Genomic DNA, 12,440 nt, shown 5'->3' with positions numbered 1-12,440 from the left:
AAAAGGAGAGAATTCAAGTGATTGTGGAAAAGAGAAGGTTTCCGTCGCCACATCCGCATATTCACTTATATACAGTGACATATGAGGCCGATGGACTTCGAATGAAGGGGCTGCTCGCTGAACCGGCCGGAGAAGGTCTCTATGACGGTTTTTTATATTTACGGGGCGGCATTAAAAATGTGGGAATGGTTAGACCTGGCCGAATTGTGCAATTTGCTGCGCAAGGGTTTGTCGTCTTTGCGCCCTTCTACCGAGGGAATCAAGGAGGGGAAGGGAACGAGGATTTTGCCGGAGAAGACCGGAAAGATGCATTTGCTGCATTTCAGCTGTTGAAACATCATCAAAAGGTGAAGCAGGAGCGCATTCATATCTTTGGTTTTTCCCGCGGCGGAATTATGGGCATATGGACCGCTGTTGAAATGAAGCATGAGGCCGCTTCCTTTGTGACATGGGGAGGCGTAAGTGATATGAAGCTCACCTATGAAGAACGTGTGGATATGAGAAGAATGATGAAGCGTGTAATAGGAGGTCCTCCGCATAAGGTACCAGAAGCATATGAGGCTAGAACGCCCTTGAATCATGTGCACCAAATTGAAGCACCTGTCCTAATCATTCATGGGGAGCTGGATGAGAATGTATCCATTGAGCATGCGTATTTATTAGAAGATGCCCTGCGTCAGCATGGCAAATCTGTGGAAACATGGTATTTTCATGGATATCATCATTATTTCCCGCCACAGCATAACCGGGAGATTGTCAGACGGCTGACGACATGGATGCACAGCCGAAAAGGCGGAAATGTGGTAAAATAAACGGTAGAAAGAAATATAGAAAGTAGGGGGATTTTCATTATGGGAATGCCTGTTGAATTTAATACAATGATTGTCACAAAAGGAAAAGAGACAAGAATTGAAGAAAATGTGTTTGAGCTCATGAAGGAAGGGTACCGCATTTATCCATTAAATATTCCGCTTGAGGTGCGTAAAACGAAAGACGGAGAAAAAACAGGAACAGCACATGTTGAAAAGCTGGAGCTCACAGACAATATCACGAAGGTGACGTACCGTCTTGTGTCATTGCATTCAACGAACTAAAAAAGCTGAGGGATTCATTCCCTCAGCTTTTTCCTTTTGATTAGACGAGTGGTCCGCCTTTTGCTTCAATATCACTTGCTGCATGGCTGAATTTTTTAAAGTTCTTTTTAAATTCATTTGCAAGGAAGTTTGCTTTTTCTTTGTAAGCCTCTTGATCGTCCCATGTTTTAGCAGGCTGAAGCACTTCATCTGGCACTCCTGGAATATGAAGCGGGATGTGTAATCCGAAGATGTCGTCAGTGATCATTTCAGCGTTGTCAAGATCGCCTTCGATCGCTGCCTGCACCATTGCTCTTGTATGAGCAAGATTCATTCGTTTGCCCGTACCGTAGCCGCCGCCAGTCCAGCCTGTATTCACAAGGAATACTTTTGCGCCGTGCTCATCGATTTTTTTACCAAGCATTTCAGCATAGACATGAGCAGGAAGTGGCAAGAATGGTGAACCAAAGCAAGTAGAGAACGTTGTTTCTGGTGACGTCACGCCACGCTCAGTTCCCGCTAATTTACTTGTGTAACCGCTCAAGAAGTGGTACATCGCCTGTTCTTTCGTTAAACGGCTGATTGGAGGTAAAACGCCGAATGCATCAGCTGTTAAAAAGACAATGGCAGATGGGTGACCTGCAATACTTGGTTTCACGATGTTATCAATCATTTCGATTGGGTAAGCCGCACGTGTATTTTCAGTAAAGAATGTGTCATCATAATCTGCTTCACGTGTTTCTTCATCAAGTACTACATTTTCAAGCACTGATCCGAAGCTGATGGCTTTGTAAATTTGGGGTTCTTTTTCTTCACTTAAGTTCACGCATTTTGCATAGCATCCGCCTTCAATATTGAAAACACCTGTGTTAGACCAGCCGTGCTCATCGTCTCCAATCAGCTTGCGGCTTGCACTTGCAGAAAGCGTCGTTTTTCCAGTACCTGAAAGGCCGAAAAATAAAGCAACATCGCCTTCTTGACCGACGTTAGCAGAGCAGTGCATAGATAAAATATCTTGTTCAGGAAGCAGGTAGTTCATAACAGAGAAAATGGATTTTTTCATCTCTCCTGCATATTCTGTTCCACCGATCAGAATCGTACGTTTTTCAAAAGAAACGATAATAAACGTTTCAGAGTTTGTGCCATCTGTTTCAGGATCTGCTTTAAAGTGAGGTGCAGATAAGATGGTAAAAGGTTTTTCGTTTGATGATGGTGTTGATCCATCAGGTCTGATGAATAGCTGCTTTGCAAAAAGATTGTGCCAAGCGAATTCATTTACAACTGTAATGGGCATACGGTATTTTTCGTCAGCACCGGCAAAACCATCAAAGACAAATAGTTCATCACGTTCTTTTAAGTATGACACAACCTTTGTATATAAACGATCAAATGCCTCTTTCGAGATCGGCTGATTGACTTGACCCCAATCAATTTTATGTTCAGAGTTTTCTTCTTTTACGATGAATTTATCTTTAGGCGAACGTCCAGTGTAGGCACCCGTTGTGGCGCGTACAGCACCAGTTGAAGTTAAAACGCCTTCATTACGTGCCAGAATCTTTTCAACAAGTTTCGGAACAGATAAATTTTGGTGCGTATTTTCTAATGAGAGCAATGACTGCAAATCTTCTTTTAAATCCACTGAGTTCATAAAAAAACCCTTCCTTTACCGTTGAATTTGTTTGTTTTGATTAGTATAACACATTGATAATAATAGTCTATACTATTTAAACATTTTTGTGTGTGTTTTTTCATTTCTGCTATGAAAATATGCTTTTTGGTGATGCTAATGATGAGGTGAAAAAAAGGGGAGATAATTCCTATGAACCATTGACATGACGCAAGGGTTTAAGATAAGATATCTTATTGAACGGATACTCTTATCCCGAGTTGGTGGAGGGACAGGCCCGATGAAGCCCAGCAACCGGTTTCTTATGAAAAAGGCATGAACATGCTGAGAAACCAAGGTGCTAACCTGATGCAAGGTACAAGAACACCTTGAGCGATAAGAGTGAAAGGCATGCGATCTCAGACCCTTTCCTCGCAATGAAGGAAATGGTTTTTTTATTTTTGGGATATCATATGAACAAATTGCCAATAACATCTCTAATATAAACATGTTGAAATATAAGAGGGAACGAGTTCCGTATCATATTGGAGGCCTCATCTTGGGATGATGTGGTCTTGTACAGGAGGAAATAGCCATTATGAGTCAAAATCGTCGTTTATTTACTTCAGAATCAGTGACCGAAGGACATCCAGATAAAATCTGTGATCAAATTTCAGACAGCATTTTGGATGAAATTTTAAAGAAAGATCCAAATGCACGTGTTGCCTGTGAAACTTCTGTAACAACCGGTCTCGTATTAGTAAGCGGTGAGATTACAACGTCTACTTATGTCGACATTCCAAAGACGGTGCGTGACACGATTAAGGAAATTGGCTACACACGTGCGAAATATGGTTTTGATGCGGAAACATGTGCGGTTCTTACATCAATTGATGAACAGTCTGCTGATATTGCGCAAGGTGTAGACAAAGCGCTTGAAGCACGTGAAGGAACAATGACTGAAGAAGAAATTGATGCGATCGGTGCAGGTGACCAAGGTTTGATGTTTGGTTTTGCAAACAACGAAACTGAAGAGCTTATGCCACTGCCGATTTCTCTTGCACATAAATTATCTCGCCGTTTAACAGAAGTACGCAAGAATGAAACACTTGCATACCTTCGTCCAGACGGAAAAACTCAAGTAACAGTTGAATATGATGAACAAAACAAACCAGTTCGTATTGATACGGTGGTTATTTCTACACAGCATGCACCAGAAGTGACGCTTGAACAAATTCAAAGCGACTTAAAAGAGCATGTCATCCGCCCTGTCGTTCCAAGTGAACTGATCGATGAAGAAACAAAATACTTCATCAACCCAACAGGCCGCTTTGTCATCGGTGGACCTCAAGGGGATGCTGGTTTAACTGGACGTAAAATCATCGTTGATACTTATGGCGGGTATGCTCGTCACGGTGGCGGTGCTTTCTCTGGTAAGGATGCAACGAAGGTTGACCGTTCTGCAGCATATGCGGCTCGCTATGTAGCGAAAAACATCGTAGCAGCTGGTCTTGCAGATTCATGTGAAGTACAGCTTGCTTATGCAATTGGTGTTGCACAGCCTGTCTCCATTTCAATTGATACATTTGGAACAGGAAAAGCCTCTGAAGAGAAATTAATTGAAGTGGTACGTGCAAACTTTGATCTTCGTCCAGCCGGCATTATTAAAATGCTTGACTTACGTCGTCCGATCTATAAACAAACCGCTGCATATGGACATTTTGGCCGTCATGACTTGGATCTTCCATGGGAAAAAACGGATAAAGCCGACACGCTTCGCAAGGAAGCATTAGGAGAATAACAACATACAAAACCGCTTATTTTAAGCGGTTTTCCTTTTGATTAAAAAAAATTCTACAAAAAGCGTAAAAATGTGAAACAAAATTGGACAAAATACTGTCTAATTATAGGTCTACTTTTAAGAAATAACATAACGTGGAGGCAATAATATGTGTGGGTTTGTTGGTGTATTTAATCACCGTCCATTGTCCGAAACTACTGAGCAGGAAGAGTTAATTAAGCAAATGAATCGTCTCATCGTTCATCGAGGTCCGGATGATGAGGGGTACTTTCATGATGAGCATGTAGGATTTGGATTTAGACGTTTAAGTATTATAGATGTTGAACACGGAAAGCAGCCGCTTTCTTATGAAGATGAAAAATATTGGATTATTTTCAACGGAGAAATTTATAACTATGTGGAGCTGAAAGAAGAGCTTGTGAAAAAAGGCTATACGTTCAGCACAGATTCTGATACGGAAGTCCTTCTTGCCACATATCGCCACTATAAAGAAGAAGCGGCATCGAAGCTTCGCGGGATGTTTGCATTTTTAATTTGGGATAAAGAAGCGCAGTTATTATATGGCGCAAGAGATCCTTTCGGCATTAAACCGCTCTATTTTACACAATTGGATGACCAAGTGTACTTTGCTTCTGAACGCAAAAGCTTAATGGCTGTGAATGAGAACATTTTATTTGATGAGACTGCTTTGCAGCAGTATATGTCTTTTCAGTTCGTTCCTGAGCCAAATACACTTGATCAAAAAGTGCACAAAGTTGAGCCAGGTCATCAGTTTACACTGCGTCCAGGCCAAGACATTGCATTTAAGACTTACTGGAAAGTTCAATTCAAACCTGAACAAACACAAGAGCAGAAATTAGTAGAAGAAGTACGTGATGCTATCTATGATTCTGTAAAAGTCCACATGAGAAGTGATGTGCCTGTTGGTTCATTCCTATCAGGTGGGATCGATTCTTCTTTCATCGTGTCGGTCGCAAAGGAATTTCACCCTGAACTGAAGACATTCTCTGTTGGTTTCCAGCAGGATGGATTCAGTGAGGTAGATGTAGCAAAAGAAACAGCTGATAAGCTGGGATTGCAAAACTTTAGTGCTGTGATTTCTCCTGAGGAATATATGAATGAGCTTCCAAAGATCGTCTGGCATTTAGATGATCCTTTGGCTGATCCAGCGGCGATTCCATTGTATTTCGTAGCAAAAGAAGCGAAAAAACAAGTCACAGTTGTTCTTTCAGGTGAGGGAGCAGACGAGCTATTCGGTGGATATAATATTTACCGTGAGCCGCTGTCTCTAAAGCCTTTTGAATCTGTACCATCCATGCTGAAAAAGCTTCTTCTTCGTCTGGCTCGTTTAATGCCAGAAGGAATGAAAGGGAAAAGCTTTATCGTTCGCGGCTGTACGCCATTAGAGGAACGTTATATCGGCAATGCGAAAATCTTTGAAGAGCCAGTGAAGAAAAACCTCTTAAAGCAGTATGATCCGAACATCACGTATCGTGACGTGACGAAAACATACTTCGAAGAAAGTGCAGGCTACAGTGATATTAACAAAATGCAATATGTTGATATCCATACGTGGATGCGCGGGGATATCCTGCTGAAAGCAGATAAGATGACAATGGCGAATTCTCTTGAGCTTCGTGTTCCATTCCTTGATAAGGTCGTATTTGAAGCAGCTTCTAAAATTCCAGAAGAGCTGAAAACGAAAGACGGTACAACGAAATATTTATTGCGTAAAGCAGCAGAAGGCATTGTACCAGACCATGTGTTAAACCGTAAAAAACTAGGTTTCCCTGTGCCAATTCGTCATTGGCTGAAAAATGAGATGAACGCTTGGGCGAAAGATATCATTAAAAACAGTCAGACAGATGAATACATTAACAAGGCATATGTTCTTGATTTATTAAATGATCATTGTGCTGGAAAAGCAGATCATAGCCGTAAGATTTGGACTGTCCTGATCTTTATGATCTGGCATAGCATCTATGTAGAGCGCAGCATTGATCCAGAGCAGTTGAATCACCAGCCGAAAGAAGTTATTTTTAGCTAATGAAAAAGGTTTTCAGCTTTGTGCTGAAAACCTTTTTTGTCATGATAGAAAGTAGTGGAAAAGGGTAAAATAACAAGCGGTACACAGTTATTGCTTAATATCCTGAAAAAAACATGATAAAGTGAAGATACATGTATGATGTTAACGCGATAAAAGGGAACGATAGTATTGTCCTTTTTCTACATATTCTCTGCGGATACGATCCATGTCTTGGATATCTTCATCTGTTAACTGGCGAACGACTTTGGCTGGACGGCCAAAAGCGAGTGAGCCTTTTGGGATGACTTTTCCTTGCGGGACAAGGCTACCTGCACCAATAAAGGCTCCTTCGCCAATTTCCGCACCATCGAGAATGATGGATCCCATGCCAATGAGGGCATTTTTTCGAATGATAGAGCTATGTAATGTGACTTGGTGTCCAATGGTAGCACCATCTTCAATCAGAAGTGTTTTTCCAGGACTTTGATGCAGGCAGGATAAGTCTTGAATGTTGACGTTTTTTCCAATTCTCACAGGAGCTACATCGCCTCTAATGACCGTTTGGAACCAAACGCTTGAATATTCTCCTATTGTGACATCACCTGTAATGGTGGCGTTTTCTGCAACAAAGACCGATTCATGAATCTCAGGTGTAAACTGATGATATGGATAAATCACTTTTTCGACTTCCTTTCTTAATACAACATTTGTGAGGTGTTTACTTTGTGGACTTGGCATGCTGAAAGACCGGTTGGTACAATTGTCATTGTACATGGTGCTAGTGAATATCATGGCCGATATAAATGGCTGATCGAAATGTGGCGAAATGCAGGCTATCACGTCGTCATGGGTGACCTGCCTGGGCAAGGGACATCGACACGTGCGAGAGGCCACATTCGTTCTTTTCAAGAATACATTGATACAGTGGATGAATGGATTGAACATGCGAAGTCGTTCAGACTTCCGACATTTTTACTTGGACATAGTATGGGGGGGCTGATTTCGATTGAATGGTTCAAGCAGTATACCCATACGAAGATTGATGGCCTTATTTTATCATCACCTTGTTTAGGTCTGCAATTTAAACCGAAGAAGCTGATGGATTTTGCGTCAAAAGGGCTAAATGTGCTGGCGCCGTCTTTTAAAGTCGAATCTGGGCTGTCGATTGAACTTGCCACGCGGAATCAAGATGTGATAGAGGCAGATTCGAATGATTCGCTTTATGTGACGAAGGTGTCGGTTCGCTGGTATCGAGAACTGGTGAAAAATATCGATGCGGCGATGCAGCCTACGAATGTTTTTCGGTCGATTCCACTCCTGCTCATGCAGGCAGGCGATGACAAGATTGTAGATAAAACAAGAGTGATGAAATGGTTCAATGGCATTGAATCAACCAATAAATCATACCGTGAATGGGAAGGGCTTTATCATGAAATTTTTAATGAGCCCGAGCGAGAAGATGTGTTTAAGGCGGCAAGAGCCTTTACTGATCAATATATTTGATTGTGAGCTTAAGTTGGGGGTGGATTGATTTGTCAGTACCAGAACGTCCTTTTGCACTGATGACGAAGGTGTATAAAGATATTTTTCCGCTAGTTCATCAGGAGCTAAAAAAGTGGCGGGCGCATGCAGAAATGATTGAAAATGAAGAACTGAGAACGCAGGCACTAGCGAGCATATCCAGTAAAACCTTTCACTGTGAAGGCGGGGGAATTTTATCTCTGCTTGCAGGTGAAGCGAAGGAAACGTGTATTGAATTCATTGTGGCGTACCAAACGATTAGCGATTACTTAGATAATTTGTGTGACCGCAGTACATCACTTGATCCAAAGGATTTTCATATGCTGCATCAGGCAATGAGAGATGCACTCGATATTCATGCGGAGCTTAAGCCGTATTATCAATTCCGTGATGATCAAGAGGATCATGGGTACCTGCATGCGCTAGTCAGGACGTGCCAAGATGTGCTGTCACGTCTAGCGCATTATCAGATCATTCAGCCCTATTTACATACGCTGTGTGATTATTATAGTGATTTACAAGTACATAAGCATGTGGTTCCTCATGAGCGTGAACCTCGATTAGAGTCATGGTTCCGCCAGTATGAAAAGGATTTACCGAAGATGGAGTGGTATGAGTTTTCCGCATGTGCAGGATCAACGCTGGGCATTTTCTGTCTTGTGGCTTATGCACTGCAACCTGATTTTACAGAGAAGCAGGCGAAGCAAATTTACGAAAGCTATTTCCCTTATATCCAAGGTCTGCACATCTTACTGGACTATTTAATCGACCAAGAAGAGGACAGGCTGGAAGGCGATTTGAATTTTTGCTCGTACTACAATTCTCATCATGAGATGATGGATAGACTACAGCATTTTATTGAAAAAGCGGATGAACAGCTGAAAGGCATTCCACACGAGAATTTTCACAAACTAATCAATAGAGGGTTACTTGCGGTCTATTTGTCTGATGAAAAAGTGACAGCCCAAAAAGAGATGAACAAGCTGGCAAAACGGTTGATCAAATCAAGCGGGAAAACATCGTTCTTTTTCTATATCAATGGCAGAGCCTATCGAACCTATCAGAAAATGCCTTGGATGAAATCTTCATAAAGGATACAGTAAGCTCATCAGCTTGTAGAAAATGGTTTTCTACAAGCTTTTTTGTTTTGAACTGTTTCGCTTTGGACCATGTACAGTTCTTTTATGATTACAATCCTCTTATTTGCTGCCGATATTATTCTTAGTGTACGAAAAATAGGAGAAAAGTAAGGATCGAATGAATCGTATCTACTCCTTATGACGTATATTTGTTGAAAAACTTAAAAAAGGGGAAGGTCGAATATGTCATTTTTTAAAAAGTTTGCAGCAAGTGTAGGAATCGGTGCAGCAAAAGTGGATACAATTTTGGAGAAAGATGCGTATGAACCGGGAGAAGAAGTAAAGGGAACAGTCCATGTGAAGGGCGGAAAAGTGCCTCAAGATATTCGCTATATTGATTTAAAGTTGAAAACATGGTACACCATTGTAAAAGATGATGAAGAGCAGCGAAAACACACAACCATCCATTCTGTCCGAGTGACTGAATCATTCACGATTCAGCCTGGAGAAGCCCATCAGTTTACATTCTCATTTCACCTTCCTCTTGATACACCAATGACTGTAGGTAAAGTAGAGGTGGCTGTTGTGACAGACCTTGATATTCAAGGTGGTATTGATAAATTTGATCATGACCGCATTTTCGTAAGCGCGCACCCTTGGGTGAAACGTGTGCTTGAGGCTGTCGGAAACTTAGGCTTTCACCTTCATGAAGCAGACTGTGAAGAAGCACCTTATTTCAGGCGCCGCCTTCCCTTTGTTCAAGAGTTTGAGTTCATACCGACTTCCGACTATTATCGTCAAATGCTTGATGAGTTAGAGGTGATTTTCTTCATTGATGAAGAGGGGCTAGATATCATTTTTGAAGTTGACCGTAGAGCAAGAGGGCTGCGTGGCTGGCTGGAAGAAATGTATAATGACGGAGAACAGCTTGTACGTGTCCGCTTTACTCGATCAGAGCTTGCAGATGCAGAAGAGCTGGAAGTAGTGCTTGAAGAAATCATTGACCAATACGCTTATTAAATAATAAAACTCAAATCCATTAAGAGGATTTGAGTTTTTTTTCAATGGCTACCACAAAGGGCGGATCGTTTTGGATATTCATGTATTGATAAGAGATCACCTGTACTTCTTCGTGATGGAGTGTTTTGCAATAATCAAGAAGGATGTCCTTCTCTTTTTTTCCTTCGGGATGACCGTGGTAAATCACAAGAACGATCAGACCTCCAGGCTTAAGCCAATCCATGAGCTGTTTGATCGCTTCAATGGTCGTATGGGCCTGAGTTGTGACGGTTTTATCGCCTCCTGGTAAGTACCCAAGATTGAACACTGCACCAGATATGTGACCATAAGCTTCGGCTGGCAGATGCTCAGCAAGTTGTTCATGTCCGTCATGGATCAGGTGAACGTAAGGGTAGTGCTCACCAAGTCTTTTGCTTGTTTGCTCGATGGCTTCCTTCTGTACATCGAATGCGAAAACTTGTCCATCCTTCCCGACAAGGTCAGCTAAATAGTGTGTATCATGGCCATTTCCCATCGTTGCATCAATGACAATATCGCCTTTTTGACAAGCACGTTCTAACAGCTCTTTACTAAAAGGGAGCATCCGTTTTAAAATCATTTTGCCGCTTCTTCCAATCTGACGAAGCGTTTGCCTTGGTAGCTGTTACGTCTTTCAAGCTCAGCATTAATGGCATTGAGCACTTCCCATTTATTCACACTCCACATTGGACCTACCATTAATTCAATGGGACCATCGCCTGTAATACGATGAATAATCATTTCTGGGGGCAGGATCTCCAGCTGATCACAGACAAGCTGGACATATTCCTCTTGGCTGAGAAACTCTAGTTTGCCTTTCTCATATTGCTTTACCATCGGTGTTCCTTTTAACAGGTGAAGTAGATGAATTTTAATTCCTTGCACATCTAAATCAGCGACAGCTTTTGCTGTTTCCATCATCATATTTCGGTTTTCAAGAGGAAGACCGTTGATGATATGTGAACAGACTCGAATGCCATGTTTTCGCAGTTTTTCTACACCTTTTACGTAGCATTCATAATCATGGGCACGGTTGATGAGCATCGCTGTCCGCTCATGTACAGTTTGTAGACCAAGTTCAACCCATAGATACGTCCGTTCGTTTAACTCAGCTAAATATTCCACGACGTCATCTGGCAGACAATCAGGTCTTGTGGCAATCGATAAACCAACCACTCCATCCAGATTCATAACGGTTTCGTATTTTTCTTTTAAAACAGGCAGCGGTGCATGTGTGTTTGTGTAAGCTTGGAAATACGCCATGTATTTTCCATCTTTCCATTTTGTATGCATCCGGTCCTTGATTTCATTAAATTGAGTAATGAGATCATCCGCCCGGTTCCCTGCAAAATCACCAGATCCTGCTGCGCTGCAAAATGTGCAACCTCCATGTGCGACAGTACCATCACGGTTTGGACAATCAAAGCCGCCGTCTAGTGCGACTTTAAATACTTTATGACCAAAGTGCTCACGCAAATGATAATTCCATGTGTGATAACGTTTTTCGCTGTTTGAATATAAAAAAGGGTTATGCTGATCCAAGTCAGTAACCTCCTTGCATAATAATAGGCATCCTTAAAGTTTAACAAAAATCACGAAAGAGGACAATTGAATCTGTCCAACATTTTCTTTAGTGAAAAAGCTTTACGTGGGCAAAATAGGCGAGAGAAATGATGAAATGGAGGGATGGCTAGATGGCAACTAGAAAATCAATCGATGAATTTGTCCAAAAAAGTACTGAGACTCTTGAGTTTGCAAGCGAACAGTTGGATTTGAGCTCTCGCCAAGAACATTATAACGAGGAAGAATTTTCAAAAGCACAGCTCATGCTAGAGGATGCAGTGAATGAATTAGAAAAGTTAAAAGATGTCGCCAATGATCAGCAAAGAGAACGTTTAGACAGAACGCGTGTACAAATTCAAAGTCTGCAAAACCAAATGATTTTGGGTATTTCATACGAGAACGAATGATGAACAGATCCTTTTTTTAAGGGTCTGTTTTTATTTTTTCCAAAGTCTCTTGACTTTTCAAATAAGTGTCTATATTGTATTAAGTGTACTACATCAACTAATACACTATAGACACTTAAACGTGAAGAAAGGTGTTTAACCATGAAAAAAGAAAAAAAACCAATCAATTTAAAGTGGATGGTGCTGGCTGTTGCGTTAGCATGTACATTTTTTTTCGTTCTCGTTTTCATTGGTTTTGAAGTTCAAAAAGATTTTATTCCAAATTCGGTCCCTTTAATGCAAGGACATGATCAAGCGATAGGACTGCAAAAGCATGAATGAGAAAA

13 protein-coding genes and 1 riboswitch are annotated in these 12,440 nt (G+C 41.4%); of the genes, 9 read left to right on the top strand and 4 right to left on the bottom strand.

The window, feature by feature from the left end; translation table 11 throughout:
* Positions 1–17: 17 nt before the first annotated feature.
* Complete coding sequence (locus tag ACNO7B_RS13835) at positions 18–812, top strand: alpha/beta hydrolase family protein (protein WP_017367901.1); 795 nt, start codon at positions 18–20, stop codon at positions 810–812.
* Between the two features lie 39 nt (positions 813–851).
* Positions 852–1,094, top strand: a complete 243-nt coding sequence (locus tag ACNO7B_RS13830; RefSeq protein ID WP_017358362.1) for a DUF2584 domain-containing protein — start codon at positions 852–854, stop codon at positions 1,092–1,094.
* Between the two features lie 40 nt (positions 1,095–1,134).
* Here the strand turns inward: ACNO7B_RS13830 and pckA are convergent, their stop codons facing one another.
* On the bottom strand, positions 1,135–2,721 hold the full coding sequence (pckA, locus tag ACNO7B_RS13825) for a phosphoenolpyruvate carboxykinase (ATP) (RefSeq protein WP_007501908.1): 1,587 nt from the start codon (positions 2,719–2,721) through the stop codon (positions 1,135–1,137).
* Positions 2,722–2,947: 226 nt separating this feature from the next.
* A riboswitch (SAM riboswitch) is annotated at positions 2,948–3,082 on the top strand.
* Between the two features lie 195 nt (positions 3,083–3,277).
* Here pckA and metK point away from each other — a divergent pair.
* Both metK and asnB read left to right on the top strand, forming a co-directional pair.
* A complete protein-coding gene (metK, locus tag ACNO7B_RS13820; protein ID WP_008342973.1) occupies positions 3,278–4,480 on the top strand; it encodes a methionine adenosyltransferase in 1,203 nt (400 codons plus the stop codon).
* A gap of 148 nt (positions 4,481–4,628) precedes the next feature.
* Entirely contained in the window at positions 4,629–6,527 is a 1,899-nt protein-coding gene (gene asnB, locus ACNO7B_RS13815; RefSeq protein ID WP_047945244.1) for an asparagine synthase (glutamine-hydrolyzing), read from the top strand.
* Between the two features lie 141 nt (positions 6,528–6,668).
* Here the strand turns inward: asnB and ACNO7B_RS13810 are convergent, their stop codons facing one another.
* Positions 6,669–7,184, bottom strand: a complete 516-nt coding sequence (locus ACNO7B_RS13810) for a gamma carbonic anhydrase family protein (RefSeq protein WP_008342977.1) — start codon at positions 7,182–7,184, stop codon at positions 6,669–6,671.
* A gap of 45 nt (positions 7,185–7,229) precedes the next feature.
* Between ACNO7B_RS13810 and ACNO7B_RS13805 the strand changes: the two genes are divergently transcribed.
* From ACNO7B_RS13805 to ACNO7B_RS13795, 3 genes are all read left to right on the top strand, one after another.
* Positions 7,230–8,009 (top strand): alpha/beta hydrolase, encoded by a 780-nt coding sequence (locus ACNO7B_RS13805; protein ID WP_019743683.1) that lies wholly within the window; start codon positions 7,230–7,232, stop codon positions 8,007–8,009.
* A gap of 29 nt (positions 8,010–8,038) precedes the next feature.
* Complete coding sequence (locus tag ACNO7B_RS13800; RefSeq protein ID WP_046527561.1) at positions 8,039–9,118, top strand: tetraprenyl-beta-curcumene synthase family protein; 1,080 nt, start codon at positions 8,039–8,041, stop codon at positions 9,116–9,118.
* A gap of 231 nt (positions 9,119–9,349) precedes the next feature.
* Entirely contained in the window at positions 9,350–10,126 is a 777-nt protein-coding gene (locus ACNO7B_RS13795; protein ID WP_417901625.1) for a sporulation protein, read from the top strand.
* Between the two features lie 19 nt (positions 10,127–10,145).
* On the opposite strand, the gene ACNO7B_RS13790 is transcribed toward ACNO7B_RS13795, so the two are convergent.
* Together ACNO7B_RS13790 and ACNO7B_RS13785 are read right to left on the bottom strand one after the other, a co-directional pair.
* A complete protein-coding gene (locus tag ACNO7B_RS13790; protein ID WP_212338405.1) occupies positions 10,146–10,724 on the bottom strand; it encodes a tRNA (mnm(5)s(2)U34)-methyltransferase in 579 nt (192 codons plus the stop codon).
* Positions 10,721–11,686 carry a TIGR01212 family radical SAM protein gene (locus tag ACNO7B_RS13785; RefSeq protein ID WP_417901624.1) on the bottom strand — a complete coding sequence of 322 codons (966 nt, stop codon included), beginning with the start codon at positions 11,684–11,686 and terminating at the stop codon, positions 10,721–10,723. Before ACNO7B_RS13785 ends, ACNO7B_RS13790 begins: the two co-directional genes overlap by 4 nt.
* A 152-nt stretch (positions 11,687–11,838) precedes the next feature.
* Here ACNO7B_RS13785 and ACNO7B_RS13780 point away from each other — a divergent pair, with 152 nt between their 5' ends.
* Entirely contained in the window at positions 11,839–12,114 is a 276-nt protein-coding gene (locus tag ACNO7B_RS13780) for a YtzC family protein (RefSeq protein WP_417901623.1), read from the top strand.
* 141 nt (positions 12,115–12,255) lie between these two features.
* Positions 12,256–12,435 (top strand): hypothetical protein, encoded by a 180-nt coding sequence (locus ACNO7B_RS13775; protein ID WP_008342991.1) that lies wholly within the window; start codon positions 12,256–12,258, stop codon positions 12,433–12,435.
* Positions 12,436–12,440 lie beyond the last annotated feature (5 nt).

Origin of the sequence: Bacillus sp. AK25 (assembly GCF_048270685.1) — a bacterium.
In the GTDB taxonomy this organism is placed as follows: domain Bacteria; phylum Bacillota; class Bacilli; order Bacillales; family Bacillaceae; genus Bacillus; species Bacillus altitudinis.
This window is presented reverse-complemented; position numbering and strand designations above follow the sequence as displayed.

What these genes read in the sequence shown, in the direction of transcription:
- ACNO7B_RS13830 (WP_017358362.1), top strand. Translation starts at nt 852, where the DNA reads ATGGGAATGCCTGTTGAATTTAATACAATGATTGTCACAAAAGGAAAA.
- pckA (WP_007501908.1), bottom strand. Translation starts at nt 2,721, where the DNA reads ATGAACTCAGTGGATTTAAAAGAAGATTTGCAGTCATTGCTCTCATTA.
- metK (WP_008342973.1), top strand. Translation starts at nt 3,278, where the DNA reads ATGAGTCAAAATCGTCGTTTATTTACTTCAGAATCAGTGACCGAAGGA.
- asnB (WP_047945244.1), top strand. Translation starts at nt 4,629, where the DNA reads ATGTGTGGGTTTGTTGGTGTATTTAATCACCGTCCATTGTCCGAAACT.
- ACNO7B_RS13795 (WP_417901625.1), top strand. Translation starts at nt 9,350, where the DNA reads ATGTCATTTTTTAAAAAGTTTGCAGCAAGTGTAGGAATCGGTGCAGCA.
- ACNO7B_RS13790 (WP_212338405.1), bottom strand. Translation starts at nt 10,724, where the DNA reads ATGATTTTAAAACGGATGCTCCCTTTTAGTAAAGAGCTGTTAGAACGT.
- ACNO7B_RS13780 (WP_417901623.1), top strand. Translation starts at nt 11,839, where the DNA reads ATGGCAACTAGAAAATCAATCGATGAATTTGTCCAAAAAAGTACTGAG.
- ACNO7B_RS13775 (WP_008342991.1), top strand. Translation starts at nt 12,256, where the DNA reads ATGAAAAAAGAAAAAAAACCAATCAATTTAAAGTGGATGGTGCTGGCT.